The following is a 26,596-nucleotide window of genomic DNA, read 5'->3' as shown; positions in this document are numbered from 1 at the left end:
GGCCGATGCTGTTCGATCTTCCAAACAATCGCTCAGGGGCGCCGACTTGCGCCGCAACAAGCCAAATCGCTTTGCCATTCCGTCAAACACGGACTGGGGCAAGGCGATGATCGCCATGATCCTCTCGGCACAAGCTGGCGGCAAACAAGTCTTCATCAGCCGCACCGGCATTTGCATCGCCGGGGTGACTCCGAAGGCGTCGACTTCGTGCTGATCTCTAATTGAGTCGGTTGCTCTGATTGAAGAGGCGACCAAGCAGCAAGGGATTAGAACCTGGCCTAAGGATTCGACTGACGCTGGGTGGCGCCGAATGGAAGCCCTTTCAGTGTTAATTACTAAACTTTTTCCATTGAACTCGGGATAGTCAAAACATGTTTCGTGGAAAGCGGTGGGTCCTCGCATATGCCGGGATAACGTTGCATGTAGGTGCAAACGCCTATGGTCCTGCGCCGGAAATTCACCAACCGGTCACTGACGACTTTGGGGTTGAGAGAAAGTCCGGGCGTATCTTCACTCCGACTCCGACGCAGATTCAGATAGGGCAAGGCGACTCAAATATAAGCCTAGCCTACATGCCGATGAATCCAGGAACACCGGGATCTCAAGACTACGCAAGCATGAATCAACTGGACTTCCGACCAGTTGGTCATATTTTCGTTTTCAAGAGTACTGGAACTGATGGAGCTTACGGCTACGAGTATTACTCCATTGAGTACCCTGAAGGTTCGTGCACCTTCCGTCGAAATTTGACGCAGGGAACGCCCTTCGAGGCCGAATACCCCAACTGCGGAACGATGACGTTAACCGCCAATGGCGTACTCTTTCAAGATAAGAACGGGGTCACCCTCGAAACGAATGTTACGGGAAGTGGTGTAATCGTTTTAACTTATCCAGATGGCCGGCAAATCCAATACAAGTTCCTTGATGGGCAATTTAATCGTGCTGTCACGATTGCGAACAATTTTGGATTCATTTTAAAAAATGAGACCAACAGCCAAGGCGTGCTCGTTCGTGCAATAAATAGAGCAATTGATGCTTGTGCGGTAGAGGCGACATCCTGCGGCGCAGTCAGCTTCGACCGGCACTCTAGCCTTCAAACAGGGGACGTTCCTGGCCTCTATTTTTACGATTCTGCTGGCGGAAGAACTATCTATCGTAGCACGGTCATCAATGCATATACCGAGAAAAAGTACTACATCAATAATTATAACGCTTCCCCAACTCCAGGAAATGATCCGTTCATTGTGCCAAGATACTACCCAGCTGGTATCACGTTTCCTTGGAATACTGCAGAATCGCTCACAATTTCCTATTCTAATCCAGACACCCAAGACGAGGTACTTGTCTCGTCTATAGTCAAAGACGGTACTACTGTCACTTACAACCAGCAGCGGCAACTGTATGGGAGCTATGGTTCGTCAAATAATATTAATACACTTCCCTACCTTCTCAAGATTTCCTCTTCGTCAAGCGGAAATCAGCTGTCTTACTCAGAGGCTAATCGCGGTTTTCGAGGATGGGGTGGTGGGCGTTTGGTGCTCGATTTCGTAACTGATGCTCTTGGTAAGACAACGACCTACGGTTTCAACATGCTTCACGAAGTATCGAGCGTGGGCTTGCCTGAGGGTAATGGCCAGCGATTTGAATACGACTCCAGATGGAACGTCAAAGTAGCCTATCAAACCCCGAAGCCAGGATCAGGTGCTAGCGAGATCGCAACTCAATATGTCTATCCTGAGTCCTGTACTGCCCAGACTCAGGCCTTCTGCAATAAGCCATCGGCAGTTATCGATGCTCGGAACGGCGAGACTGACTACACCTATAATTCGGCCGGTCAAATCACGTCTGTAACTCTTCCGGCGGATCGCAGTGGTCTGAGAAAGACTACTCTTTTTTCCTACACGCTGAGAACGGCGTACATCAAGGATAACCAGGGAAATGTCGTCCCAGCTGGCCCCCCAATCTCAATGCTTACAAGCGAAACATCATGCCAGACAACTCAGACGTGTAGCGGGACAGCAGACGAAGTGACAAAAACGTACGACTACGGACCGTTTTCTGGTCCAAACAACCTCCTACTAAAAGGCATAGCGGTTACCTCGAATGGAATTACACTACGCACATGCTACGGTTATAACTACTTCGGCGAAAAGATTTCGGAAAGTTCTCCCAGAGCTGGATTATCGTCATGTTCGTGATCAAGAAGCGACCCCTTGATAAGCTGTTCGTTGCCTCATTGAGCTCTTCCTTTTTAGCCGCTTTTTTAGGGGCGGAGCCGGCAACCGCACAAAGCTCGCCTGCCGCATTCACCAAAGAGTGGCGGTATGACATGGCTGGCCGCGTCGTTGCGGTCATTTCTGCTGATCCAGACGGTATCGGTACCGCCAATCCAGCCGTCGCAACAAGGACAACTTACGGAACGGGAGGTTTAATTTCTCGGATAGAAGAAGGTAGTCTCACAACGTGGCAACCGCCGTCAGTTCCTCCAAATAGCTGGTCGAATTCTTTTCAAATCCTTTCGTACAAAGATTTCAGCTACGACTCCGCAGGTCAGAAGATTGCTGAAGTGCTTAGGAGTGCCGATGGGGTCATCAGAAGCTATACCCAGTTCAGCTACGATGCCTTCGGGCGTATAGACTGCACGGCAGTGCGTATGACGCCAGCCGTGTTCGGCTCACTGCCGGCCAGCGCGTGCACGCCAAGTACGACAAACTCGCCGAATAATCCCAGTCCCGATCGGATTAGTCGCAACATCTACGATGCGGCCGGTCAGGTCGTGCAGATTCGTAACGGGGTCGGCACTGACAAAGAGCGGGCGGAGGCAACGCTCAGCTACACGCCCAACGGCAAGCGTGAGTATGTCATCGACGCGGTCGGCAATAGGGCGCGCTATGTCTACGACGGCTTTGACCAATTGAGCCAGTGGCAGTTCCCGTCTGTCGCGGCGCCACCTTCAGGTTATGATTTCTCGAGCCAGGCGACGGCGTTGTCCACAGCTGGAGCCGTCAACACGGGGGACTACGAGCAGTACGGCTACGACGCCAACGGCAACCGCACGAGCCTGCGCAAACGCGATGGGACGACGCTCACCTTTGCCTTTGATGCGTTGAACCGGATGGCCACCAAGACAGTGCCGACGTCGGCTACTGGCGCTCCCGGGTACACAGTATCGTACGGGTATGATTTGCGTGGGTTGCAGACGTACGCCCGGTTCGCCTCGGGCGAGGGCATCTCCACCACGTACGACGGCTTTGGTCGCGCGACCTTCGCAACGGTGAACATGGCTGGGCTCTCGGGTACGATGGGCTCGCATTACGATTCCAATGGCAACCGGGACATCCTGCAGCATCCGGACGGCGACTATTTCACGACGGCCTACGATGGACTTGATCGGCCCACCACAGGCACCTGGACGACGCCGGCTGGCACTAGGCAGTATCTGGCCATCAATTACGACGCGGCTGGTCGACGAAGCGGCATGCAGCGCTTAGCAAGCGGAACCACCTACAACTACGATGGTATCTCACGCCTATCGTTACTTCAGCAGAGTTTTTCTGCCAATTACGGCAACTTGGCCGAGAGCTTCACTTACAATTCGGCAAGCGGTATTACGAGCGAAGCCCGTGATAACGATGCTTACGCCTGGACGGGCGTCGCTGCGGTCAACCGGCCGTACACCACTAATGGCCTGAACCAATATACGGCTGCGGGCGGTGCGACATTCACCTACGATGCCAATGGCAATCTTGCCACGCAGACCGTCAACAATGCCAATGGCACACCGGTCACCACCACCTTTGTCTACGACGCTGAGAACCGGCTTGTCTCTTCGAGCAACGGAACGGCGCTGACGTACGATCCGCTGGGTCGACTGTTCCAGATCAGCAAGGCCGGGATGATCACCCGCTTCGTCTACGACGGTGATCGTCTCGCGCTGGAGTACAATGGCTCGAACGCTATCACGCGGCGCTACATCTTCGGACCAAACACTGACGAGGTGCTGGTCGACGATGCCGGCGCGCAGCTCAATTGCTCGGGCACGCGCTTTCTCCACACCAACTGGCAGGGTTCGGTCATTGCCAAGGCGGACTGCTCTGGAGCACAGGCCGCCGCCAACAGCTACGACGAGTACGGGATTCCGGCGGCCACAAACACCGGCCGCTTCCAGTACACCGGCCAAGCTTGGTTGCCCGAGCTCGGGATGTATTACTACAAAGCCCGCATTTACTCGCCAACGCTCGGCCGTTTCCTGCAAACCGACCCCATCGGTTACGACGACCAGTATAACCTTTATGCCTATGTCGGCGACGAGCCCATTAACGGCAGGGATCCCACCGGTCAGTCGGTTCTTGTGGATGACGCTATTGGTGGCGGGGTCGGAGCTCTAGTCGGAATTGGTGTGACGCTAGCGCTTCACGGTTCTAACACGACTTGGGGCGATGTTTCCGGAGCTGCTGCTAGTGGTGCGATCATGGGCATAGGTGTAGTAAATGTGCCCGAGACAGCAGGAGTATCCCTGGTCGTAGCAGGCGCAGCAGTTGAAGGCGGCATCGCCGCCGGAACAGGAAGCGTCATTCGGCAGGGTGTAGATACTGGTCATGTCAGTGGTCGAGTGGTTAGAGTGGACGCAGCTTTTGGAGCGGTCACAGCCGGAGTCGTGCGTTTTTTGCCTAGTGTTCGGATTGGTGGAGTTACGGCGGGCCGCAACAGCTGGCAGGCTGTGCATCAAAGCGTGGCAACCCGCGTTGCGAATGGCACGGCGCGAAACATTTCAGTGCAAACGGCCCTTAAGGGTGCGGCCGCTCATCAGGTTCGTGACTTAGCCCATACTGGAGCAGAGGCCGGAGCGGACAAAGCCAGAGAGAAGTCTAAAAGCTATGTCTGTCGGTGGATAGGTATGGGATGTTGACAAGTAATGGAGACCAATTCGAGCTGCGTCATTCTCTTGCGCCACCGATAACTTACTTGGCGATGGGTGCAGCAATCCAATGTCTTATGTTAGTTCTGTACTACAAGAAATTTGATAATGGTTTTCTTTACTTCGGAGGAATATTCTGGCTCTATGTTGCTGCCAAAGTCTCGACTATGTACCTCTATAGGGTTGTTATCTATCGAGACGGCATCGCCAAACGTCCTTTTGGCACAAGTAAATGGGATTGCTTGAATTTTGATGCAATCAAATTGATTTCTATTCGCAAATTGCGCCCTGATTATAAAAATCAGAACCGGCAGTTGCCAACTTCGAGAGTCGAATTTATAACTAAGTCGGGAGGTATTTTTTCTGTATCTCTAAATCATTTTCGCCACGAAGATGTTCTTCGTCTTCGAAAGCATCTAAGTGCCTCTCGGCCAGACTTAGAATGGAAATAGAAGCTATTGTGAGCAAATGAACCGATAGAATCGGCTTTGTGGGGGGGGGGCAGTTTCAAGTCCACTCATTTGCTGAGCAATTTATCTAAGAATTTCTAAAACTAAATCGGGGAATTATTATTGTTCAACTCGTCCAGTCATGGAGCTATAGAATATTAGCGGATTTCCGCTTTGCTCAAGGTCTTCCGTTGGCTGCATTTTCGCTTCCTGCCAGTCGTCTTGGATTTGACAACCGGAGGAGTGGACGATTGCAGAAAAGACATTGAAGCGCAGTTCTTCGCGTCATTGCGCCGTTTTAAATATCGCGCCATCGGTGTGAGTGCGCGGAATTTGGCATTGACCGAAGACGCCGAACTTGATCGCCGTGATCGTGGCCGACGCGCCGTGCGCGTTCCAACCTAGTGAGGCTAACCATGAAGAAAGCACTGCTCGCGCTCTGCGCGTTGACCATCTCGACACCCGCACTCGCCGGAACTGCCGGGTATGGCGTTCCGATCAACGTGCTCGTTACAGAGTGGGGTTTTATGCTCTTTAACGTCGTCAACAATCGATTAAACGCACCATCCTGCGCAACTCAGACTTCTCGATTTGCTATCCCCTCGAATACTGACGCAGGTAAATCGATGATTTCGGCGATTCTCACGGCACAGTCACGGGGCAAGCAGGTTTACGTCAACGGTGCAGGCACCTGTAACGTCTGCAGTGATTCGGAAACCGTCGACTACGTTCAAGTCGAAAATTGAAAGTTTTGCATTCCTGTCTGACACCGTCGAAAGGTGGTTCTTGGCCCGGCGACGCTTAAAGGGGGTTCTAGAAAGGTTGAGATGACGATTGGGCTGGTCAAGCTCGCCAACGTCGAACAGATTGTATCAGCGAATCATTTCAATAGGAGGAAGCATGCTTCGTAGGCATGCGCTTGTCGGCTTGGCGGGTAGTTTGCTTTCTGCACCGGTCCTTGCTCAGGAAGCAGGGGCTGATCCTGCCGGATCAGGCGTTTTCCTGTCGGCCGTCAATTGGGCGCAAGGGACCCTGCTAGGGACATTTGCGACGGTTGCGGCGGTCATCGCTGTTGCTGCCGTCGGGTTCATGATGTTGACCGGCCGCATCAATTGGAGACATGGCGCGACAGTTATCCTTGGCTGCTTTGTGCTGTTTGGGGCGACAAGCATCGTTGCTGGCATCCATAGCACCGCGGCATTGGGTCAATAGATGAGCGGGCTTGAGCGCGACACGGTTTTCGTAGCGCTCACGCGCCCTCAGATGTTCGCTGGCGTGACCTATAGCTTATTCGTCACGAACTTCGTCGTCGCAACGGAGCTCTTTCTCGTTTTCCGGTCGCTTTGGGTGCTAGCAATCTGCACATTGCTGCACGTCATCGCTGCTGTGCAGTGTTTGCGAGAACCGCGCATATTCGATCTTTGGATCACCAAACTCTCGCGTTGCCCGCGCGTGAAAAACTATCGAGTGTGGGGTTGCAACTCCTACCGCGCCTAACCGCTGATGCGAAAGTGCAGCTGCGCGAGGAAGGCAGCGCTAAGCATGTGCCTTACGCTAGGCATGTCGACGACTTTACCCTCGAGACCCGAGACGGCTTATTGCTCCAAGTCATTCGGCTCCGTGGTTATCTGTTCGAGACTGCGGATACCGACGAGCTAAATCATCGCAAGCGGCTGCGGGATGCAATGCTGCAAGCGATCGGATCTTCACGGTTTGCGGTGTATCATCATCTCGTTCGCCGAGAAATCAGCCCCGAGCAAACAGGAGAGTTTGCCGACGAATTCTCTAAGGACTTGGATCTGCGATGGTCGGAGCGTCTCGGGTCGCGTCGGCTATACGTCAACGACCTTTATCTGACGCTCATTCGCCGGCCGTTGCAGGGCAAGGTCGGGGTGTTCGACCGCGTGCAGCACGTGCTGGGGCGTAAGACTGGATCGGCAGGCAGGCGCGGCGAATTCGACCTTCAGCAGCTAAATCAGGTCCGCGATGCCTTGGTAGCTTCGCTGGGGAGCTACGAACCGCAGCTCCTCTCCGTGTACGATACACCAGAGGGGCCGTGCTCGGAGCCGCTGGAATTTTTGTCATATTTGCTCAACGGAGAACTTCGGCCTGTTCTGCTGCCAATGCAGGATCTGGGAGATTACCTGCCCTACAGGCGCGTTAGCTTCGGACAGGATACGGTCGAATTGGGGCGCGCGGGTCAGAGCCCGCGGCAGTTTTGCGGCATCGTGTCGATCAAGGATTACGCCGCGCAATCGTCGTCCGGGATGTTCGATGAGCTTGCGCGCTTGCCTTATGAGCTCACCGTCACGCAGTCCTTCGCATTTGTCGATCGTGGGGCAGCGCTGTCGCGGATGAACCTGGCGCTTCGCCGGATGCGCTCAGCAGAGGACGAGGCGCTCAGTCTTCGCAATGAGTTGAGCGATGCCAAGGACAATGTCGCGGCTGGGCGCGCAGCCTTCGGCGAGCATCACATGACGGTGCTCGTCCGGAGTGAAAGCCCGAAAGAACTTAATGATGCGATCGCCGAAGTGCAGGCGGCACTCTCCGAGCTAGGCATCAATGCTGTCCGCGAGGACTTGGCGCTTGAACCGGCATTCTGGGCGCAGCTGCCGGGCAATTTCTCCTACATCGCTCGCCGTGGACTCATTTCCACGACCAATTTCGCCGGCCTGGCAAGCTGTCACAACTTTGCGCTGGGGAGGGCCGAGGGCAATCATTGGGGTCCTGCCGTCTCGCTACTCGAAACGACGGCGGCTGGCCCATACTTCTTCAACTTCCACGAGGGCGATCTCGGCAATTTCACGATTATCGGACCGTCCGGCTCGGGCAAGACAGTCGTGGTCAACTTCCTGCTCGCGCAGGCCCGTCGTTTTCAGCCCAGGATCGTCTTCTTTGACAAAGATCGTGGCGCCGAACTCTTCATTAGAGCGCTCGGTGGCCGCTATGATGTGCTTCGACCTGGCAGTCCTTCAGGTTTGAACCCGCTGCAGTTGCCTGACACTCCGGCAAACCGGCAGTTTCTGATGGAGTGGATAAGCGCTCTCGCTGGCGGGCTCGATAATGCTGAGGAAGAGCTCGTAAGGGAGGCCCTTGAGGCCATCTTCGAAGAGCCGCTGCAACACCGCCGTTTGCGGCATCTCGTTGAGCTGTTCCGGGGAGCGGAGCGACCGCTCGCCAATGATCTGTGGTCGCGCTTGCGGACGTGGTGGGGCGAGGGCGATCGAGCTTGGCTATTCGATAACCCGCTAGATCTCACCGATCTCGCGCTCGATACCGTTGGCTTCGACATGACGCTGTTGCTGGACGACCCTGTTCTCCGGACGCCGGCGATGATGTACCTATTTCACCGGGTCGAAGAGCGTCTTGATGGCAGCCCGGCGATCATCGTCGTCGATGAAGGCTGGAAGGCGTTGGACGACGATGTGTTCGTGCGGCGGATCAAGGATTGGGAAAAGACCATCCGTAAGCGCAACGGGATCGTGGGGTTTGCCACCCAAAGCGCTCAGGATGCTCTGGAAAGCCGTATCGCAAGTGCCATCATCGAACAGGCCGCGACTCAGATCTTCATGTCCAATCCAAAGGCCCGGGCAGCCGATTACATCGATGGTTTTGGGCTAACCGAGCACGAGTTCGAACTTGTGCGAACGATCCCGGAGAGCGCACGCTGCTTCCTCATCAAGCACGGCAACGATAGCGTGGTGGCTCGGCTCAATCTCGACGGCGAAGGCGAGTTGCTGACGATCCTGTCGGGTCGAGAGCGGACTGTCCGCCTGCTGGACGGCTTGCGGGCTGAGGTTGGTGACGATCCGAAAGACTGGATGCCGCGGTTGCTCGAGCTTGCGTCATGAGCCTGTGTGAGAGCTCGCCCGAGAGCATCGGGTTCATCGGCTCTGTGCTCCGGTGGACTGACTGCCAGGCTGAAGCCTTCTCATTGGGCAGCTGGCAGGCTCTGAGCGCGCCAGGCTCAACGCTCTCGCTCGTGCTCAGCGGCTTCCTGACGCTATTCATTGCCCTGATCGGCTACAATTTGCTCTTAGGCCAGGCTCTGACGGTGCGGAGCGGCGTCGTCGCGATGGTGAAGATTGGCGCTGTCCTCGCGCTGGCGACGAGCTGGCCAGCATATCGAACGCTGGTCTACGACGTCGTTGTCGACGGCCCATCCCAGCTGTTTAGCGAGCTAGGGTCACGCACCTTTGCCTCGGGCGATGATCGAACTCTCGTGGCGCGTCTCGACCGGATCGATGATGCTCTCACGCGCCTCGCCATTTTGGGCCCGGGGTATTCCGCGCTGATCAACACCGCTCCGCAGACTGAGCCAGCAGTGCCGCCACCGTTTGCAGGCTTCGACTCGTTCGCTCTCGGGACGTCGAGGATCATCTATCTTTTCACAGCGATCGGCTCACTGGGCCTTGTGCGGCTCGTCGGTGCCCTCATGCTGGCACTTGGACCACTTCTTGTCGCCTTCCTCTTTTTCGATAGCACACGAAGCATCTTTGAAGGCTGGATCCGGGTGACCGCGGGGGCTGCTTTGGCGGGCTTGGGAGCGCGGTTCGCGTTGACCCTGCAGCTAACGATGCTGGAGCCATGGCTCACGGATCTGATCGCGAGGCGGCAGGCTGAGCAGATCATTCCGTCGGCACCCATTCAGCTGCTCGTGATCACCCTTTTCTTTGCGATGCTGGCGGCTTCACTCGTGTTCGCGTCGTCACGGATTGCAAACGCGTTTCGGTTGGCTCCTCTGTTGCACCTGCTTCCGCTTGGTGAAGGCGAAGGTAGATCGTTTGAAACGTCGGCAAGCTTTAAGGGCCAAGCTACCCCGCGTTTGGTTACGCTCACTGCGGGCGCCCCAGGCCGAGTGAGTGGCATCGCTCAATCGATCACCGGTCGAGAGAGATTGTGGTCTACTCAATCGGAACGATTGATCAGCGCCCGAGCTGTCGCGAATGAAGAAGTAGCAGCTCGCGGCGCTGATGGGCGGGGACGAGTGCCCTTGGGCCAGAGCGGTCGCAACCGGTCACGCTCTCGGTCGGTCGCGGGGGCTGTAGAGCGGGATAGTCGCGGATGAACGAGCATAGCCGAGAAGCGCTTGACGCTTATTATGCCGAGGCGGCGAGTTGGAATCGCGATCGCGTTCAAGCGCTTGTATCATCGCGCAAGGTGGCTTGGTGGGTCGCCATTGGAGCCGGCTCGATCGCGGTCATGGAAGCGGCTGCGCTGATGCTGCTTACGCCGCTGAAAACGGTCGAACCTTACACTCTGTTGGTCGACCGCACGACGGGCTTCGTTCAACCGCTCAAGCCGCTCGATCCGGCCAAGATCGCGCCGGACACTGCGCTCACCCAATCCTTCCTAGTTCAGTATGTCATCGCACGAGAAGGATTTGACCGCGCCACGATCCGTAATGAGTATAATAAGGTTTCATTGATGTCCGCGGACACCGCACGCGCTTCTTATGTGAGCGGCATTCAGGTCACCAACCCCACGAGCCCAGTGAATATTCTGCCGCCAGGCAATGTCATTGAGGCGCGTGTAAAGAGCGTATCTCCTGTTGGACCGAACGTAGCTATGGTTCGCTTCGACACAGTGAGAAGCGATGCTTCTGGCCGCCTGTCTCTGGCAATGCCTTGGGTAGCAGTCGTTACCTATCGCTACTCCGGTGAACCGATGTCGCTTGAGAGCCGGTACGTGAACCCGCTCGGATTCCAGGTGACGAAATACCGACGTGATCCGGAGGCGCTGCCGATTGCAGATAGGGCTGCGTCAAAGCCCGAAACAGTGGAAACCGTGGTGACGACGCAACCGGTCGGTGTACCGACCCGATGAAGTTCGTTTTCATCATGGCGGGGGCGGCTCTGGCAGTCCCGAGCGCGGCCTCCGGACAGAGCTATTCCCAAGATCCGCGTGTTCAGACGGTCGCCTATGCGCCCGGTGGCGTCGTTTCGATCCGCGGCGCTCCCGGCTATGAGATCACGGTTGAGCTATCACCTGATGAGCAGGTGCAAAACATAGCCATGGGCGATAGCTCGATGTGGCAGGCAGCGGCCAACAGGCGCGGGGACTTTCTCTTTTTAAAGCCGCTGGTGAGTGACGGCTCTACCAATATGACGGTCGTCACCAATGTTCGAATTTACAATTTCGAATTGATAGCGAGCTCCTCGAACGGATCATCATCGCCTTGGCATTTGCAGTTTTCCTATCCGGCCACGACTTCGTCGATGGTTCAACAGACCGAGCCAACTATCGGACCACATCCTGCAGGGATCTACCGGGTAAGCGGCGACGCCAAGCTGCGGCCTGCCAGCGTTCGCGATGATGGCAATCGCACTTACATAAGTTGGCCGAGCGATCAGGCTCTCCCGGCCGTCTTCACCATCAACGACGACGGCAATGAAGCGCTGGTCGACGGGATGATGCGCGATGACGTGATGGTCATTGACCGCGTCGTGCCTAAACTTGTTTTCCGAATGGATGAGCGCGTCGCTCGTGCGGAGCGCATGCCGCTAAAGAGGCGCCGATGACGACTGCGCGTCACGCTAAAGATCCGCGGCTCGATGCAATGTTCGGGTTGGACGATCCCGAGCTCGCAGATATCCGACCGGTGGTTCGTAAGCCAAACACCGGCTTGTCACCGTGGGCATTTGGCATTGTTCTTGCCCTGTGCGCCACGACGTTGTTCGTCGTGCTAGAGAGCCGCCGGCAACCTGCATCGCAGCCAGCTGTCCGCGTTCAGGCGAGTGAGCGCGTGCCTAACTATGCTGACGCGCAACCATTGTACTTGCCACCAATTGCCGTGGCGCCGATCACCCCAGCTCCAGCGCCGCACCCTGTTCAGACTATCATCCGGCCCCTTACGGCCCCCCCGCAAATTCTCGTTACGCCTGGCCGACCTGCCACGCGACAAAGCGCCGTGCTGCCGCTGCCGAGCGCAGCACCAATGCCGTATGCGCCGCCGCCCCCCCTGAGCGCTCCGCTTCCCCGCGTTTCTTCGGGCTCGATCATTGTCGCCGACGCCTCAACCGGGAGAGAGGTCACCCCCGAGAGCAATTCAGCCCACTCGTCCGCCAATGACTCTCAAAACGGTAATGATGCGGCGTGGGCGGGGGCGCCGCGGGTTCGCGCCGGCACGCTTTCAAATAAGTCTGGCACCGTTGCTCAGGGATCGATGATTTCAGCTGTGCTTGAGACGGCGTTGGACTCCAATCAAAAAGGCTTTGCTCGCGCGCTCGTCTCTCGCGATGTCAAAAGCTTCGATGGCAGCCGAGTCCTCGTTCCTCGCGGCAGTCGATTGATTGGCGAGTATCAGTCTCAGCTCTCGCCAGGTGAGCGCCGCGCTGGGATCATCTGGAGCAGGATCATCCGACCGGATGGTGTGACGATGGAGCTCGACTCGCCCGCCGTTGATCCGCTCGGTCGTAGCGGCGTGCCTGCCAGCGTGAACACTCACTTCTTCTCTAGACTCGGCACCGCGCTGCTCCGTACGACGCTCGACATCGGAACCGGGCTTGCCACGCGATCCTCTCGCTCGCCCGTGATCGTCGCTTTGCCCGGATCGCTCCAAGGTACGACTGCGGCGACAGTTGCGAGCCCAGAGCGGCCGCCGACACTACGTGTGCGCGCTGGCAAGAGCATCAGCGTTTTCGTGGCCCGCGATCTCGACTTCGGTTCCGATGAGCGGCGCCAGTGAACGCCGAGGTCAAGGTCGCAGCTCCCGACGGGATCTTCTTAAGAGCTTGTCTCGCTCCGTTCGCGGAGCTTCTTGCAAGAGCGGACGTCACCGACATCTACGTCAACCGCCCTCACGAAGTCTGGATTGAAACCTTGGGCGGCACCATCGAACTTCAGGAGAATGCGCAGCTAAGTCCCGCGATGCTGAAGCGGTTCGCCCGCCAGATTGCGGCGCTGACCCATCAAGGCATCAATCGCGAACATCCGCTTCTTTCGTCCTCACTGCCCGACGGATCGCGCGTTCAAATCGTGGCTCCTCCAGCCACACGGGGACCACTTGCGCTCGCTATTCGTCGGCATTTGCCGGCAGCGCTCTCCCTGCGGGAATTCGAGCAACAGGGGCTCTTCAATGAATGCAGCGTCGATGGAATCAAGGACCGCAAGCTGACTACATTGGACGACCTCCTGCGAGCGGGACAGGTGGGTGCGGCGCTGAGTCATGCTGTCACTTCGCGTTGTAACATCCTGATCGCCGGCGGCACGTCGACCGGTAAGACGACCTTCCTGAACGCATTGCTGCGAGAAATCCCATCTGAAGAGCGGCTCCTCTTTATCGAGGACACCCCCGAACTTTCTTGCGATCATCCCAATCAGGTCGGGTTGATCGCGGTCAGGGGTGAGTTAGGAGAGGCTAAAGTTGGCGCAGACGATTTGCTCGCTGCGAGTTTGCGCATGCGCCCCGACCGCATCATCCTTGGCGAGTTGCGCGGCGCTGAAGCATTCACTTTTCTTCGCGCGATCAACTCGGGCCATCCAGGATCCCTTACAACCATCCACGCCGACAGCCCCGAAGGTGCTATCGAGCAGCTCGTTCTACTTGTGCTGCAGGCCGGAACCACTTTGAGCCGTAGCGATGTCCGGCATTATGTTCTGAGCACGATTGATGTGTTTGTGCAGCTTGAGCGCACGGCGGGGCGGCGCTCGGTCGGGCAAGTAATTTGCCGAACGATGTTGGCTTAGTGGCGACGGCCGTTAACAGGATTCGCTGTGAAAACATCGGCTTACCGGCGGCATTCAGAAGTAATGGTTCTTAACGCAGTTTGTAGCTTCACAGCGGGTTTGAATGGGGCATAGTTTGCGCTGAACCGCCTGAGTCGCGCGCTTTCTGCGCTGCGATGGCGGAACGGGGGCAAGATGCGATCAGGTGGTTTGGTGCCGGAGTGGTCCTTGCGATCTGCTCTCATCGCGGCAGTAGCGATTGGCCTGCTTGCGGCACCGGCATCGGCTGAAACCATCACCTACACCTACGACGCGCTTGGCCGGCTGGTGACGGTTGTTCACACCGGCGGACGGAATGACGGCGTCAACGCGGTCTACAACTACGACAAAGCGGACAACCGGACGTCGGTGCAGGTAACCGGTAACAACCTGCCGATTGGCGGAGCAACCGGTGCAGGCGTCTCTTCAACTACAATCTACATCGTCGTCCCGCTCAACGGCTTTGCGACGGTGAGGGCCAAATAATCATGCGCTCGTGCGCGCTGACGATGGGCGAGCGGAGCGCATCTTAGAAACAGGGGGGGCAAGTTGATCGGCTACATTTTCCTGGCCGCACTGATGCAAAGTACATCGAGCGTGCCGCTACACCCATTGTGCGCTGGCGGAGGGGTTTGCACGCCCCCGCCGGTCACTCCCGAGACCCAGGCCGAGGCGCAGGCGCGAAGGAGCGCGGAACAAGCGCTTGAAGCGCAGGTGTATGCGCCGCTGCGTAGCGGCCGCACTGACGCCACCTGCGCGAGCGCACGACAACTCGCCGCTACCGCCAGGCGGCCCGATATGATCGCCAGCATCAACGCGCTGTGCGCAGTTCCAACCAACTGAGGCTGACCATGAAGAAAGCACTGTTGGCATTCTGCGCGTTGATCATTTCGACACCCGCACTCGCCGGTACCGCGGGATATGGTCCACCAATCAATGTTCTGGTGGCTGAATGGGGGATGATGCTTTTCAATCTACCGAACAATCGCTCCGGGGCGCCCGCATGCGCAACTCAAGCAACCCGTTTTGCGATCCCGTCCAACACGGACGCCGGCAAATCGATGATTTCGTCCGTTCTGACCGCTCAAGCACGCGGTAAGCAGGTGTATGTAAACGGGGCAGGCAATTGCAACGTTTGGAGTGACTCAGAGACCGTGGACTACGTGCAGGTCGAGAACTGACTTATGTGTTTACTCGAGCCCAAATTCGCGCCCGGCAACTCGCTGCATCTGCCCGGCCGCCCGGCATGAACGCCACCATCAACGCGCTGTGCGCTGTCCCAACCAACCGAGGCTGACCCATGAAGAAAGCACTGCTCGCGCTCTACGCCCTGACCGTGTCCTCCCCCGCTCTCGCTGGCACCGCAGGCTCCGGTCCTCCCATCAACGTGCTAGTGACCCAAGGTGGTCCGATGCTGTTCGACCTTCCAAACAATCGCTCGGGTGCACCCGCATGCGCAACCCAAGCAACTCGCTTTGCCATTCCGTCCAACACTGACTGGGGCAAGGCGATGATCTCGATAATTCTCTCGGCTCAGGCCGCAGGCAAGCAGGTCTTCATCAACGGTACCGGTAACTGCAGCACCTGGGGTGACTCCGAAGGCGTCGATTACGTGATGATCTCGAACTGATTTTAACGCGTACAACCCGAGCTAATCGGAAATCTGCGACGCTTTTCGTAGAAATTCCTTACCGTCTGACTTCAATCCTCTTGAGGGTTTTGCATTGGCGCTCTTACCTCAAATCGATAGGCAACTTCGGCGCTCAGTTTCGATCCTAGGCGCTGCGCTCTCGCTCGTTGTTTTGGGTGGGCCGGCCTATGGCGATAGTATTCTTGCGCCGCCGCCTGAGAAGATGCTTATCAGCCCTGGTGGTGTCGATTTGCGGTCAGGCCGCTACAACTATGAGCACAAGGATGTTGCGATCGGGGATGCGAACGGGATCGTCCTCACGCGCAGTATCTCTCAGCAGCTCGTGGGCCATAACAATCCATTTGGCTCATTTTCGCATTCGTTCGACATTATGGTCTCCGAGAAGAGGATCAACCTATTCACGGGCGATCTTATCAATGGTCACGGCAATGACTTTCAAATCGAAGTGAACTTTGGCGGCTTGTCACAGACGTTCTCTTCGCAACAGCAAGCTGGCTACGGCTACTCTCAGGCTTCCCGCTCGGGTTACGCCATCCTTACCTATTCGGCGCCCGGTGGTGACAAGGCTAGTGGGAGCACAGTGTACACATTTCAGGCTGCTGACGGCACGACAGCGGTGTTCCGTAGCATGGGAAGCGGTGACTGCTCATCGGTCTTGAGATGCGCCTACGTGTCGCAAGTCGTGAAGCCGGATGGTACGACGTTGGATTTCGCTTACGACGCCACCGGTGGCCAAAACACGACCCGTTTGAGAAGTGTGCGTAGCAGTCGCGGATACGCGCTAATCCTTGAGTATGCTGGTCAGTATGTGAGCAAGGCATGCGTGCTTAACCTTGCCGCGACGACCATGCCGACAAGTGCAACGTGTCCCGCAGGCGTCCAAACGAGCAGTTACACATATGAGGTCGTCAATGGGAAACAATCGCTCCTAAGTGTGACTGATGCTCGAGGCGGACTTTGGCGCTTCGTGAACACCGCCACCTCCATGGGCTTCATCAAGCCCGGGAGTAACTCGCCATGGCTGACGAACCAGATCGACTGGCAAGTCAATGACGACGGCCTATCTCAAGCAATCATCGATTCACAATCGTTCGCAAGCGGCGAGTCTTACACTTACAACTACCAGTATGCACCGCAGATAAGCGGTCATGCCAAGACCCTTGCGGGCGGTACCTACTCTGATGGAAATGGGACGGGCATTGGTGCGGCGTATGATTTTCCGCGACGGCCCTATAGTGGCGACGTCGGAGACCCATGCATAAGCAACCCATGTGCGCCTTATTCGATCCCACCCTCAGACCCTGACAATAGTCTCTATCAGATTACGCCAGGGCCGGTGACGATCAGCGATAGCTTGCTACGCCAAACGACAGTTGACTATTGCGACCCGCAAGCTGAAGCAAATCTACCAGCCACGATGCAAGATCGCTGCTATGTTATGCCAACTCCGGTCTCGTCAACCGATCCGCGGGGCATCACGACCTATTACACTTGGGATATACAGGCGCGCCTGCTTCTAAAAACGAGGCAGGTCGGGTTGAGCGGCGGTGAGATCGTGAATACCGCCACATACAATTGTGGGCCCAATACGATCAAATACTGCACTAAGCCTACATCCCAGACGGATGCCAATCAGAATGAAACGGACTGGACTTATGATCCTGTGCACGGCGGTGTACTGACAGAAACTCGTCCAGCGGTTGGCGGCATACGGCCTCAAACTCGCTATGCGTATGCGCAACGCTATGCTTGGGTCAGCAACGGCAGCGGCGGGTATGTTAGGGCTACCTCACCAATCTGGGTGTTAGCTTCTGAAAGTTCGTGCCGAACATCGGGGGCGACGGGCGGCAGTCCGGCTTGCTCAGGTGGAGCTGCTGATGAGGTCATCACGACGTATGACTACGGTCCGGATGCAGGCCCCAACAATCTCCTTCTGCGCGGCAAGACGATAACGAGCACGGACAGCAATACTGTCACGACCCTTCGCACCTGTTTTGGCTATGATGCGCAAGGTAACAAGATATCGGAGTCGTCGCCGCGTGCCGGTTTGACGGCTTGTCCATAATGAGGAGACCGATGATGAAGCGTCGCTATCCTCTGCTCGTCCTCGCTATTGCCGCGCTTGCTGGAGTAGGGTCGCCAGCGCTGGCGCAGAGCGTGCCCTCGGCATTCACGACCGGCTTCCGCTACGATGCGGACCACCAATTAGTGGGGACCATTTCGGCCGATCCCGATGACACAGGTCCGCTTCATTATGCGGCGGTGCGCAACACTTACAACGCTGCGGGCGAGCTTATCGTTGTCGAGAAGGGTGAGTTGGCGGCCTGGCAAAGCGAGGCGGTGGCGCCGTCGGCTTGGTCCGGCTTTACAATCCAGCAACGGCTAGAGACCGATTACGATAGCGAGAGCCGCAAGGTCCAGGAGCGGACGATCGCGGTAGCCGGCGCCAATCCCGGCCTCAAGACAGTAACGCAATACAGCTACGACAATGCCGGAAGGCTGGACTGCACGGCAGTGCGTATGACGCCAGCCGTGTTCGGCTCGCTACCGGCCAGCGCGTGCACGCCAAGTACGACCAACTCGCCGAACAATCCCACTCCCGATCGCATCAGCCGCAACATCTACGATGCGGCTGGTCAGGTCGTGCAGATCCGCAACGGGGTTGGCACTGACAAGGAGCGGGCAGAGGCAACGCTCAGCTACACTCCCAACGGCAAGCGGGAGTATGTCATCGATGCGGTCGGCAACAAGGCGCATTATGTCTACGATGGCTTTGACCGGCTGAGCCAGTGGCAGTTCCCGTCGGCAGCGGCGCCACCTTCAGGTTTTGATTTCTCGAGCCAGGCGACGGCGCTGTCCACGGCTGCAGCGGTCAACACGGCCGACTACGAGCAGTACGGCTACGACGCCACCGGCAACCGCACGAGCCTGCGCAAGCGTGATGGGACAACGCTCACATATGCCTTTGATGCGCTGAACCATGTGACCACCAAGACCGTGCCGACGTCGGCTACGGGCGCCACGGGGTACACAGTTTCGTACGGCTACGATTTGCGGGGATTGCAGACCTACGCCCGGTTTGCCTCCAGCGAGGGCATCTCCACCACGTACGACGGCTTTGGTCGCGCGACCTTTTCGTCGGTCAATATGGCCGGGCTCTCGGTTACGATGGGCTCGCACTACGATCCGGATGGTAACCGTGACATCCTGCAGCATCCGGACGGCGACTATTTCACGACGGCCTACGATGGCCTAGACCGGCCCAAGTCCGCCAGCTGGACCACGCCTTCAGGCACTCAGCCCTACTTGACTATTACGTACGACGCAGCGGGCCAGCGTAGCACGATGACACGCACTGTAAGCCCGACGCCCTCCAACTATGACACGACAACCTTCAACTACGACGGTGTCTCACGCCTGTCGTTGCTGCAGCAAGTCTTTGCCGCCAACTATGGCAATGTCGCCGAAGCCTTCACCTACAATTCGGCGAACGGGATCGCGAGCGAAGCGCGCGACAACGATGCTTATGCCTGGACTGGCGCCGCGGCGGTCAATCGACCGTACACCACCAATGGCCTAAATCAGTATACGGCCGCAGGCGGTGCGACGTTTACTTACGATTCTAATGGCAACCTGGCGACGCAGACCGTCAACAATGCCAACGGCACACCGGTCACCACCACTTTCGTCTATGATGCTGAGAACCGGCTTGTCTCTTCCAGCAACGGGACGGCGCTGACGTACGATCCGCTCGGTCGGCTGTTCCAGATCAGTAAGGGCGGTACGGTCACTCGTTTCGTCTACGACGGCGATCGTCTTGCGGTCGAGTACAACGGCTTTAACGCCATCACGCGACGCTACATCTTCGGTCCCAACACCGACGAGGTGCTGGTCGACGACGCCGGCGGGCAGCTCAACTGCACCGGTACCCGCTTCCTCCACGCCAACTGGCAGGGCTCGATTATCGCTAAGGCGGACTGCTCGGGCACTCAGGCCGGCGTCAACAGCTACGACGAATACGGGATTCCCGGTGCGGGTAATACCGGTCGCTTCCAATACACGGGCCAAGCCTGGCTGTCCGAGCTTGGCATGTACTATTATAAAGCGCGAATCTACTCACCGACCCTCGGGCGATTTCTTCAAACCGATCCCATCGGTTATGAAGACCAGTTCAATCTCTACGCCTACGTCAGAAACGATCCGGTAGATAAGACGGACCCCAGTGGTGAAGATGGATTTTGCCTCGGCTCATGCCCTGACTACAACGAGAAGGTGGTCATAGGGTTCACCACATCCGGCCTTTACGTAAATCCAAATGCTCCAAATGCTGGCGTTGTCGCCACCATCGCCACCTTATTCATTCCTATCGCAGGTGAGGAACGCGGGGCAGCCGAAATTATGAGTGCTGCTAAAGGGGAGGGTGTGCTTGCCCGGGTGGAACAGAGAACTTATCAGACTTATACGAAGGCCAATGAGCGTACCGGTCAAATCTACACAGGGCGGACAAGCGGCATTGGAACTCCCGCTCAGAACATTGCTAGGCGAGATGCAGGTCATCATATGAGTGCGCGAGGATTTGGACCGGCGAGGCTCGATAGGTCATCGACTAATCCAAGGGCAATCAGAGGACGCGAACAACAGATGATTGAAAAAAATGGCGGAGCTCAATCACAAGGTGGAACATCTGGAAACCGCATCAACGGTATCTCCGATCGTAACCCAAACGGCCCGGCGTGCCGTGCCGCTGCTGAAAAAGAATTTGGTGGATGTTAGGGCACCGAAACATCTCCAAGAAGCAGCGCCGCAAGTCAGGTCAGGTTTTGAAAGTGGGACTTGGAGACGGTGCATACGCTCTTGCGATGGTTCTGAAGGAGCCTCTCATAGCTTTCTTCGACCGACTTTTCTTAAGAGATCAACCCGAACATTTTGAAGTAGGCGGATTACCGGTAGCTTTTACACTCATGGTGATGAACCATGCCGTGACATCCAGGCGATGGCCTGTTGTGGGCAGCGCAGATATTCCTGAAGAGCTCAGATTTTCTCCAAAATTCTGTAAGCAAGATGAGCTATCGGGTATACTTTCAATCTACCATGAAATTCCAGAGCTTGCGCCCTTGTATGAGAGATACGCCAGTCCGGGAGAGTGCATCGGTCTAGAGACCGCAGCAGTGTGGGAGCCCGAGCACGTTGAAGACCGATTAAGGGACCACTTCAGGGGTTTGCCGAACAAGTGGGTTGAACAGCTGAAGATCACCTGAACTGCAATGCAAGGTCACGAGTCTGTTTAAGGAGCCTCTGACCACAATGGTAGGCGTGAGCGTCCGATTTGGTGCTCTGAATGGGTCGTCGCCCGCACACAAAACCATTTCCTTTAGATGGTTAGCAGGGGTCGATTATTCCCGAAGCCTAATGATCCTGCGCCAGGGCAGCACAAGACTTTTAGGGCAAGCACGCGAGGCGGCAGCTGAACGATTAGATCAGCAGCACTCAGCGAGTGGCCCGACGAGCGGTGACCTCCACTCGCCAGGCCGCATTTTAGACAAGCTCAGCTTGAGGCTTTCTGCCGCCTCGCACGCGTTGCCTTCGGAGGTTGGCCTCCGGTTGCTGCCTTCGGCTTACGTCCCAGACCAATTGATTTCGCCAGAGCCCTCCGCTTCTCGGCATAAGCAGGCGCAACCATCGGATAGTCAGCCTTGAGACCATAACGCTGACGATATTCAGCAGGGGTCAAACCATGGCGCGACAAGTGCCTTTTCAGCGACTTGTACGCTTTCCCGTCGATCAGCGAGACGATGTGCTCAGGTGATGCGATAGATTTGCGCACTGTCACGGCAGGTTGATGAGAAGACTCAGTGACGCTCTCGTCGCCGGCAGCTGCCGGACTAGCGAGATCAGTTACAGCCTGATGCATTGTGCGCAGAAACTCGGGAATTTCATTGGCCTGCGCGCGAGTGTTTGGATTCGAGAGCCAGGCGATCGTAAGTTCCGTAGCAAGTTCAATCGATCCATCATTGGATTGGTCATCAGCCATCGTCTTTTCTCCGAGCAATTATGGGGGCCTATTAATCAATCAGACGTTGATATCAATGTGAGCCAAGTTAGATTTTCGGTCTGCGTACCGCCCCATCCGCGCTAACGCGCGGACGAATTCTACGGTCAAGCCTCGATCCAAGTTTTGTTGGACGACGCTTTCGGCTTGAGGGTCAACCCGGCAGTTTGCAAGTTCGGATGCGGAGACAAACTGCGTGCCCGAATAAACTGTCGTTTCAGGCAGGTTCTGTTTCTCAGAGTGTTAGCCGCACTTTCCAAGCACAACGACCAGGCCCAGCGGTGCTAAGGCAAAACCGCAACTATTCTGACCAGTCTTCGGCTGAGAACGCCTCGTCGTTGCACCTTACGGGAATGTCCACTTAGTGGGCTCATGAAGCTTATTCAGTAGGAGGCTCCGCGCATTTTGCGTCAACCGCTGTCTGCCGGATAGAGTCTAAAACCTGGCCGAGGTCATCGTCAGCGATCAGCCAGTTTCGATAGCGCGGCACCCATCGGCCTTTGCCTTTGCAGGCGTTTCGTACCACGGCGATCAGTCGCGGATCACTGTCGTTGCGCAAGGCGACTTGCGCTGCCGAGACACGAGAAATTTTGATCTCGCCGAATGGCGTTCGCACAGTATTCGGGGTTGCTGCCTGACTAGGATAGGTCTCTGAATCAGCCTGCGGCTTCTCTGGAACGGGGACTACCTCGGCAACCGCCTTGCTAATACCAATCCGCGCTGCCCAATCGAACTTGATGGGCTCGTGCGCGCCGACAAGAGTCCGACCGAACGCTTCGAATTCCGTCGGGCTCAGGCCACTCACTGCATGCCGCCCCAACATTTGCAATGCGGTGCCAAGGCCAATCTCGCCGGCTTGCTCTTTCCACCATGTCGCAAAGTTATCTGCCTTCACGACGTGCTCGTCGGGAGAGAGTTTTCGCCGATCGACGCTCGACTTTGGGGAGATGAGGACGACAGGATGCACGTTCCGGAGCCACGTGTAGCCATGAGCGTCGAGCCACAACTGCAAGGCTTGGCATTGCCGGCGTGCTTGGTTGATGGGGGAGGGGACAGAGATTGGTTTTCCGCCCCGCCACAGAGTCCAGTCTCCGTGCTCGTCACAACTCAGGCGCCCGTTGTAGTTCTTGGTCTCAAGCACCCACGCGGTGGCCTGCAGTCGATGGATCAGAAGGTGGTCGATTTGGGCGTAATCGCCATCAGTGCCGATCCGCAGATCGTGAAAAATTGCGACCCGCTCGCTTTTGCCAAACTCAAGGTCGATGAAGTGTGCAGCACTGCGTTCTCCAGCGGCTCCGGACCGAATGTTTGCGATCTGTTTGTCGATCGCGGTTTGGCTTGAAGACGGCGCAAGCAACCGCAACCGCTCAAGTTCGATTACATCGTCTTCGCGATCATCAGCAGTCTTCAAGATCATCAATAAAGCCCTGAACGCCAGCGCGACTTTCCACGAGGTTGCCGCCCTTATGCGATCCCCAGTGTGACCAGGATGCTAAGATGATCGCAAGGGTGGAGGCGCCGTGCCGAATTAAGCAATGCTGTTCTGCGCGGATCGACGGAGGAGATGTTCACCGGTCAGGCGGCGATGGGCGCGGGATACAGGATCGCTTCAGCCGTTTCTCGATAAACGCAGATCATTCAGTGCAGCGTCTAATCGGCGTTCGGGAGCTCAACCGAAAGGTCTTCTGGCATTCGCCAGCCGCAGATCGCGCATGCGACCCGAATGATCCCCATCTTCGTTCGGTTAGCGATATTGAGACCAACGGACCATCCTGGAGCGATCTCTACGGCACGAGCGAGGTGAGGCTTCGCTGGGTTTATCTCCTCAGGCGACTGTCCGATGTGGTTGATCTTTGTGCCACTGACCGCCGCTGCGATCTCGGGAAGCTTGTCTTCATGACCGATGACGATAGCGCGCAGGATCTCGACTAATGCGACGCTTGCATTGGGCGCGATGCAATTTTGGCCTTTCAGCGTGTAGTTGACCGATCGGTCGGAGCCCTTCGCGCCCCTGTCTGGGAGTGAGGTCGGTTCTTGCGGTGGCGCACGATCGCTGTTGAGCAGGGAAGGGGAGGGCAATGACTCCTCCACCGCCTGGGTAGTCGGCCGCAAAGCACGCAAGAAGCGGACGACCTCGTCCTGAGCAGGCTTATAGCCGCAGAGCGCTTCAGCCTTGTCGGTCAGCGCCTCAAGCAGCTGGTCGTGAGAGTCAGCCGTGAGCTCGCGCCACGCACGAGGTAGGACACTTGAGGCTTCTCGCCTGCGAGCTGCATCGCGGTGATCGCGCTGCGCATCCTCGAACGCACTCTGATCCCTGACCCGGTCACGCGATAGATAGCGTCTCAGCATCTGCTCGCATTTCGCGGGTTCTCGATCGTCGATCTGCAAGCGATAGACCCGGCGGTCCTCATAGCTCCCGAGCCCACCCGGCAGATAGAAGCTCCACTCACGGCCATCCGTCAGCACGCACAAGGGCACGCCCTGGTGGAAGCAGTACTCGAACAGCTGCCGATCACCGGCGACAGCGCGCCCGACCTGCTTAACCTCGATAAAAACGGCAGGCTTGTGGCCCAATCCGAACAGGGCAAAGTCGACTCGTCCGCCCGAGATCGGGAATTCAGGAACGACCTGCTGCGGATCCGCGGTGTCCCAGCCAAGAGCGTTGATGATTGGCATGACTACGCCATGGCTGATGGCGGCTTCGTTGACGTAGGCGCTGCGTTGCAGACGGCCCCTAATTTGCTCGATCAACAACTGCACGCGCACCTGCCTTCGGAAAAAGCAGAATAGCTATCGCCGGCAATGAACAATGTCACTCATCGTCTGTAGAACCTTCGTCGACAGCCGCGCTTCAAGGAGCGGGTGGATGTCCAGCATCGCCTTGCCGCCAATCTGCGGCGTTTGCGCCAGCAGCGCGAGCTCAGCCAAGAGGCGTTCGCGGATGAGGCCGGCATTCACCGGACCTATGTCAGCGATCTCGAGCGTGCTGCTCGCAATCCGACCATCAAGGTTGTCGAGACGCTTGCTTCTGCTCTCGGCGTGACTGTGTCCGAGCTACTAAGTTAGGTCACTTACGCTCGGCCGACAGCAGCGCCTGCATGGCTGCTACGAGTTTCCCGGCAGCATTGAGTGCCGCTTGCATGTCGGTGACAACCGACGGACACTGCGCGTCGGTCACACTGGGCAATAGCGCGGCATTGACGCTCGCTTCCTCGAAGATCGCTGCCAGCTCACTGCCAAGCTGATTGAGCAAGTCGCGTCGCGCTGCGTCCATACCCGCACCAAGCGCACAAAGGCGCGCGAAGTCGAGCCACAGCTTTCAAGGCCTTCTGCGGAAAGCCCTCGCTACAAGCGAACCCAAACTTGAGACGTAGACGATCAGAGACAATCAGCTTGACTGTAGCGGCCGGCCAAGCGTGTGTCGGACGTCTCTCATCGTCTACAGGAGCTAACCCGCATGCTTCGCCTTCGTGCCCAAATCTTGCTCGCTACGGTGTGCTGCTGGACCCAAGCGGCCGCGGCGCAGAGCCGAGAAGACCGTATCGAGCCGTCCGCTAAGCAGATGGCAAAACTGCAGGAGCTAACGCCCGCCGGTGTCGCGGCCGTGGTGCAGGTCAAAGACGACGACCTTGAGCCGACTGCCGTCCTCGACACATCCAAAGCTTATTTTAGCAACGGAGCCTTCACTGACCGGGTAAGATCGGATGCCTTCCTCCGCGCTCTCGTGAACAAATCGACCGGCGCGGTAACCTATCAAGTCTACGAGAACGTGCGGTATAATTATGTGGCGCGGCACTTCACCTCGGCGAACATCGCGACGGCCGCGGGGCCGATGACGGTCCCGGTGCAGCCGATCTCATTCAAGGTCGACGCCTGCTTCGCCACGCTCTGCTCTTATGAAGAAGATGTCGGCTTCGTCGTTCCGGAGCCCATCCTGCGCGAAATCGCGGCCAGCTATAAACCGAGCGAGTCCACTCCCTGGCGCTTCAGGCTGAAGTCGTCAGGACTCGATTGGGAGGACCGTCTTATGCCTGCAGAGGTCGCTGGCCTCCTGCAGGCGGTCGAGGCTTACCAAAGCCGTCATCTCAAACGATAGGCGCTCGCCGGCGCTCTTCTGCTGATGGGGTCGTGGTTTGCCAGCTGTCTCTTGCATTCCGTGACACAGCTCGGCGGGTGCGGATGTCTTAGTGTACGATTGAAGGAGCATCGGGTCGCCAATTTCAGGGCCAGCTGGCATCAAAGGGAAAGCGTTGGAATCCCCGGAAAAGCGGGCTCAAAATCTCGAAAGCGAACCTTAGGTGACGACTTCCATCGCAACGGACTTGCAACACCGCAAGACAAAGCACCTTTGTCTTTAAATTGGGGCGTTTAAGGGTCAGCAGAGTGAGCTATCCCATGCGCATGAGCGTTCGCTGCCTCTTCAACGCGCACCGCCCCATGTTGAACTCAATCGTGCCGCGCGACGATAGGTACGCGGCCTTGTGCGACGACTGCGGCTTGCCCCTGCAGCGCTCAAAGGCAGGGCGCTGGAGTATTTCCCAGCCCGTTATTCGATCTGGTGTAAAGCACCCGAAAACTCGGCTCAGCTAGCTCATCCTAGCCCATGGCAGGGGTGGCAAACCTTCAGTGCGAAACCCAACCAGCGGGCACTTGGCGCCCTGCCGACCGCCCCGCGTATCACTCAGCGGGACCGATGTCCGTTTGTGGTGGAAAGCGGACCGGCGGCTTTCGGGTGAGCAAGGGCAAATAGCAGCCTCTCGTTCAGGCGATCTTGGCGCGGGACGGCTCGGGGGGTTTATCTCGTACTCCGGTGCATCAGATCG

Annotated in this window: 26 protein-coding genes; 22 read left to right on the top strand and 4 right to left on the bottom strand. The window is 57.2% G+C overall.

Features of this window, described 5'->3' with window-relative positions; all coding sequences use genetic code 11:
• Positions 1 to 46: 46 nt before the first annotated feature.
• The 20 genes from GCU42_RS14995 (at position 47) to GCU42_RS05465 (ending at position 20,982) form a co-directional block, all read left to right on the top strand.
• Positions 47 to 214: a hypothetical protein gene (locus tag GCU42_RS14995; RefSeq protein ID WP_162789145.1), complete on the top strand. Its 168-nt coding sequence runs from the start codon at positions 47 to 49 to the stop codon at positions 212 to 214.
• A 403-nt stretch (positions 215 to 617) separates the two neighbouring features.
• Positions 618 to 2,198, top strand: a complete 1,581-nt coding sequence (locus tag GCU42_RS05555; protein WP_152569463.1) for a hypothetical protein — start codon at positions 618 to 620, stop codon at positions 2,196 to 2,198.
• A complete protein-coding gene (locus GCU42_RS05550) occupies positions 2,189 to 4,909 on the top strand; it encodes an RHS repeat domain-containing protein (RefSeq protein WP_114226609.1) in 2,721 nt (906 codons plus the stop codon). The genes GCU42_RS05555 and GCU42_RS05550 overlap by 10 nt, the downstream gene beginning before the upstream one ends.
• Positions 4,903 to 5,370, top strand: a complete 468-nt coding sequence (locus GCU42_RS05545; protein ID WP_168713099.1) for a hypothetical protein — start codon at positions 4,903 to 4,905, stop codon at positions 5,368 to 5,370. Before GCU42_RS05550 ends, GCU42_RS05545 begins: the two co-directional genes overlap by 7 nt.
• Positions 5,371 to 5,541: 171 nt before the next feature.
• Complete coding sequence (locus GCU42_RS05540) at positions 5,542 to 5,772, top strand: hypothetical protein (protein WP_152569461.1); 231 nt, start codon at positions 5,542 to 5,544, stop codon at positions 5,770 to 5,772.
• An 11-nt stretch (positions 5,773 to 5,783) separates the two neighbouring features.
• On the top strand, positions 5,784 to 6,113 hold the full coding sequence (locus tag GCU42_RS05535; protein WP_152569460.1) for a hypothetical protein: 330 nt from the start codon (positions 5,784 to 5,786) through the stop codon (positions 6,111 to 6,113).
• A 154-nt stretch (positions 6,114 to 6,267) separates the two neighbouring features.
• Entirely contained in the window at positions 6,268 to 6,579 is a 312-nt protein-coding gene (locus GCU42_RS05530) for a TrbC/VirB2 family protein (protein WP_114226608.1), read from the top strand.
• Entirely contained in the window at positions 6,580 to 6,864 is a 285-nt protein-coding gene (locus GCU42_RS05525) for a VirB3 family type IV secretion system protein (protein ID WP_114226607.1), read from the top strand.
• Entirely contained in the window at positions 6,843 to 9,218 is a 2,376-nt protein-coding gene (locus GCU42_RS05520; protein WP_114227736.1) for a VirB4 family type IV secretion/conjugal transfer ATPase, read from the top strand. The genes GCU42_RS05525 and GCU42_RS05520 overlap by 22 nt, the downstream gene beginning before the upstream one ends.
• Positions 9,215 to 10,435 (top strand): TrbL/VirB6 family protein, encoded by a 1,221-nt coding sequence (locus GCU42_RS05515; RefSeq protein WP_114226606.1) that lies wholly within the window; start codon positions 9,215 to 9,217, stop codon positions 10,433 to 10,435. Before GCU42_RS05520 ends, GCU42_RS05515 begins: the two co-directional genes overlap by 4 nt.
• Positions 10,432 to 11,193 (top strand): VirB8 family type IV secretion system protein, encoded by a 762-nt coding sequence (locus GCU42_RS05510; RefSeq protein ID WP_114226605.1) that lies wholly within the window; start codon positions 10,432 to 10,434, stop codon positions 11,191 to 11,193. Before GCU42_RS05515 ends, GCU42_RS05510 begins: the two co-directional genes overlap by 4 nt.
• Entirely contained in the window at positions 11,190 to 11,888 is a 699-nt protein-coding gene (locus tag GCU42_RS05505) for a TrbG/VirB9 family P-type conjugative transfer protein (RefSeq protein ID WP_114226604.1), read from the top strand. The genes GCU42_RS05510 and GCU42_RS05505 overlap by 4 nt, the downstream gene beginning before the upstream one ends.
• Entirely contained in the window at positions 11,885 to 13,054 is a 1,170-nt protein-coding gene (locus tag GCU42_RS15335) for a TrbI/VirB10 family protein (RefSeq protein ID WP_246165645.1), read from the top strand. The genes GCU42_RS05505 and GCU42_RS15335 overlap by 4 nt, the downstream gene beginning before the upstream one ends.
• Positions 13,051 to 14,055, top strand: a complete 1,005-nt coding sequence (gene virB11, locus GCU42_RS05495) for a P-type DNA transfer ATPase VirB11 (RefSeq protein ID WP_114226602.1) — start codon at positions 13,051 to 13,053, stop codon at positions 14,053 to 14,055. Before GCU42_RS15335 ends, virB11 begins: the two co-directional genes overlap by 4 nt.
• 192 nt (positions 14,056 to 14,247) lie before the next feature.
• Positions 14,248 to 14,559 (top strand): hypothetical protein, encoded by a 312-nt coding sequence (locus GCU42_RS05490; protein ID WP_240309346.1) that lies wholly within the window; start codon positions 14,248 to 14,250, stop codon positions 14,557 to 14,559.
• 365 nt (positions 14,560 to 14,924) lie between these two features.
• Positions 14,925 to 15,254, top strand: coding sequence for a hypothetical protein (locus tag GCU42_RS05485; protein ID WP_152569459.1), 330 nt, complete (start codon positions 14,925 to 14,927; stop codon positions 15,252 to 15,254).
• 119 nt (positions 15,255 to 15,373) lie between these two features.
• Positions 15,374 to 15,703 carry a hypothetical protein gene (locus tag GCU42_RS05480; RefSeq protein ID WP_152569458.1) on the top strand — a complete coding sequence of 110 codons (330 nt, stop codon included), beginning with the start codon at positions 15,374 to 15,376 and terminating at the stop codon, positions 15,701 to 15,703.
• 94 nt (positions 15,704 to 15,797) lie between these two features.
• Entirely contained in the window at positions 15,798 to 17,789 is a 1,992-nt protein-coding gene (locus GCU42_RS05475) for a hypothetical protein (protein ID WP_152569457.1), read from the top strand.
• Between the two features lie 11 nt (positions 17,790 to 17,800).
• The gene (locus GCU42_RS05470) at positions 17,801 to 20,497 is read left to right on the top strand and encodes an RHS repeat-associated core domain-containing protein (protein WP_162789144.1); all 2,697 of its coding nucleotides are present in this window, start codon (positions 17,801 to 17,803) and stop codon (positions 20,495 to 20,497) included.
• 86 nt (positions 20,498 to 20,583) lie between these two features.
• The gene (locus tag GCU42_RS05465) at positions 20,584 to 20,982 is read left to right on the top strand and encodes an immunity 26/phosphotriesterase HocA family protein (protein ID WP_240309345.1); all 399 of its coding nucleotides are present in this window, start codon (positions 20,584 to 20,586) and stop codon (positions 20,980 to 20,982) included.
• A gap of 287 nt (positions 20,983 to 21,269) precedes the next feature.
• Here GCU42_RS05465 and GCU42_RS05460 read toward each other — a convergent pair whose 3' ends face one another.
• The 3 genes from GCU42_RS05460 to GCU42_RS05450 form a co-directional block, all read right to left on the bottom strand.
• Positions 21,270 to 21,755, bottom strand: coding sequence for a Ros/MucR family transcriptional regulator (locus tag GCU42_RS05460; RefSeq protein WP_114226598.1), 486 nt, complete (start codon positions 21,753 to 21,755; stop codon positions 21,270 to 21,272).
• Between the two features lie 397 nt (positions 21,756 to 22,152).
• Positions 22,153 to 23,190, bottom strand: a complete 1,038-nt coding sequence (locus tag GCU42_RS05455) for a nuclease-related domain-containing protein (protein ID WP_114226597.1) — start codon at positions 23,188 to 23,190, stop codon at positions 22,153 to 22,155.
• A 233-nt stretch (positions 23,191 to 23,423) separates the two neighbouring features.
• A complete protein-coding gene (locus tag GCU42_RS05450) occupies positions 23,424 to 24,533 on the bottom strand; it encodes a hypothetical protein (protein ID WP_114226596.1) in 1,110 nt (369 codons plus the stop codon).
• Positions 24,534 to 24,635: 102 nt separating this feature from the next.
• Here GCU42_RS05450 and GCU42_RS05445 point away from each other — a divergent pair, with 102 nt between their 5' ends.
• Positions 24,636 to 24,839, top strand: a complete 204-nt coding sequence (locus GCU42_RS05445; protein WP_114226595.1) for a helix-turn-helix domain-containing protein — start codon at positions 24,636 to 24,638, stop codon at positions 24,837 to 24,839.
• 1 nt (position 24,840) lies between these two features.
• Here the strand turns inward: GCU42_RS05445 and GCU42_RS05440 are convergent, their stop codons facing one another.
• Positions 24,841 to 25,047, bottom strand: a complete 207-nt coding sequence (locus GCU42_RS05440; protein WP_114226594.1) for a hypothetical protein — start codon at positions 25,045 to 25,047, stop codon at positions 24,841 to 24,843.
• A gap of 183 nt (positions 25,048 to 25,230) precedes the next feature.
• Here GCU42_RS05440 and GCU42_RS05435 point away from each other — a divergent pair, with 183 nt between their 5' ends.
• Complete coding sequence (locus GCU42_RS05435; protein ID WP_114226593.1) at positions 25,231 to 25,869, top strand: hypothetical protein; 639 nt, start codon at positions 25,231 to 25,233, stop codon at positions 25,867 to 25,869.
• The last annotated feature ends 727 nt before the right edge of the window (positions 25,870 to 26,596 follow it).

The organism is Sphingomonas ginsengisoli An et al. 2013 (assembly GCF_009363895.1).
GTDB classification, from domain to species: domain Bacteria; phylum Pseudomonadota; class Alphaproteobacteria; order Sphingomonadales; family Sphingomonadaceae; genus Sphingomicrobium; species Sphingomicrobium ginsengisoli.
The sequence above is the reverse complement of the archived record's forward strand: the minus strand, read 5'-3'. Positions and strand labels throughout refer to the sequence as shown.

What these genes read in the sequence shown, in the direction of transcription:
- GCU42_RS05525 (WP_114226607.1), top strand. Translation starts at nt 6,580, where the DNA reads ATGAGCGGGCTTGAGCGCGACACGGTTTTCGTAGCGCTCACGCGCCCT.
- GCU42_RS05460 (WP_114226598.1), bottom strand. Translation starts at nt 21,755, where the DNA reads ATGGCTGATGACCAATCCAATGATGGATCGATTGAACTTGCTACGGAA.
- GCU42_RS05535 (WP_152569460.1), top strand. Translation starts at nt 5,784, where the DNA reads ATGAAGAAAGCACTGCTCGCGCTCTGCGCGTTGACCATCTCGACACCC.
- GCU42_RS05470 (WP_162789144.1), top strand. Translation starts at nt 17,801, where the DNA reads ATGATGAAGCGTCGCTATCCTCTGCTCGTCCTCGCTATTGCCGCGCTT.
- GCU42_RS15335 (WP_246165645.1), top strand. Translation starts at nt 11,885, where the DNA reads ATGACGACTGCGCGTCACGCTAAAGATCCGCGGCTCGATGCAATGTTC.
- GCU42_RS05545 (WP_168713099.1), top strand. Translation starts at nt 4,903, where the DNA reads ATGTTGACAAGTAATGGAGACCAATTCGAGCTGCGTCATTCTCTTGCG.
- GCU42_RS05440 (WP_114226594.1), bottom strand. Translation starts at nt 25,047, where the DNA reads ATGGACGCAGCGCGACGCGACTTGCTCAATCAGCTTGGCAGTGAGCTG.
- GCU42_RS05465 (WP_240309345.1), top strand. Translation starts at nt 20,584, where the DNA reads ATGGTTCTGAAGGAGCCTCTCATAGCTTTCTTCGACCGACTTTTCTTA.
- GCU42_RS05555 (WP_152569463.1), top strand. Translation starts at nt 618, where the DNA reads ATGAATCAACTGGACTTCCGACCAGTTGGTCATATTTTCGTTTTCAAG.
- GCU42_RS05505 (WP_114226604.1), top strand. Translation starts at nt 11,190, where the DNA reads ATGAAGTTCGTTTTCATCATGGCGGGGGCGGCTCTGGCAGTCCCGAGC.
- GCU42_RS05510 (WP_114226605.1), top strand. Translation starts at nt 10,432, where the DNA reads ATGAACGAGCATAGCCGAGAAGCGCTTGACGCTTATTATGCCGAGGCG.
- GCU42_RS05485 (WP_152569459.1), top strand. Translation starts at nt 14,925, where the DNA reads ATGAAGAAAGCACTGTTGGCATTCTGCGCGTTGATCATTTCGACACCC.
- GCU42_RS05435 (WP_114226593.1), top strand. Translation starts at nt 25,231, where the DNA reads ATGCTTCGCCTTCGTGCCCAAATCTTGCTCGCTACGGTGTGCTGCTGG.
- GCU42_RS05530 (WP_114226608.1), top strand. Translation starts at nt 6,268, where the DNA reads ATGCTTCGTAGGCATGCGCTTGTCGGCTTGGCGGGTAGTTTGCTTTCT.
- GCU42_RS05455 (WP_114226597.1), bottom strand. Translation starts at nt 23,190, where the DNA reads ATGATCTTGAAGACTGCTGATGATCGCGAAGACGATGTAATCGAACTT.
- GCU42_RS05515 (WP_114226606.1), top strand. Translation starts at nt 9,215, where the DNA reads ATGAGCCTGTGTGAGAGCTCGCCCGAGAGCATCGGGTTCATCGGCTCT.
- GCU42_RS05480 (WP_152569458.1), top strand. Translation starts at nt 15,374, where the DNA reads ATGAAGAAAGCACTGCTCGCGCTCTACGCCCTGACCGTGTCCTCCCCC.
- GCU42_RS05550 (WP_114226609.1), top strand. Translation starts at nt 2,189, where the DNA reads ATGTTCGTGATCAAGAAGCGACCCCTTGATAAGCTGTTCGTTGCCTCA.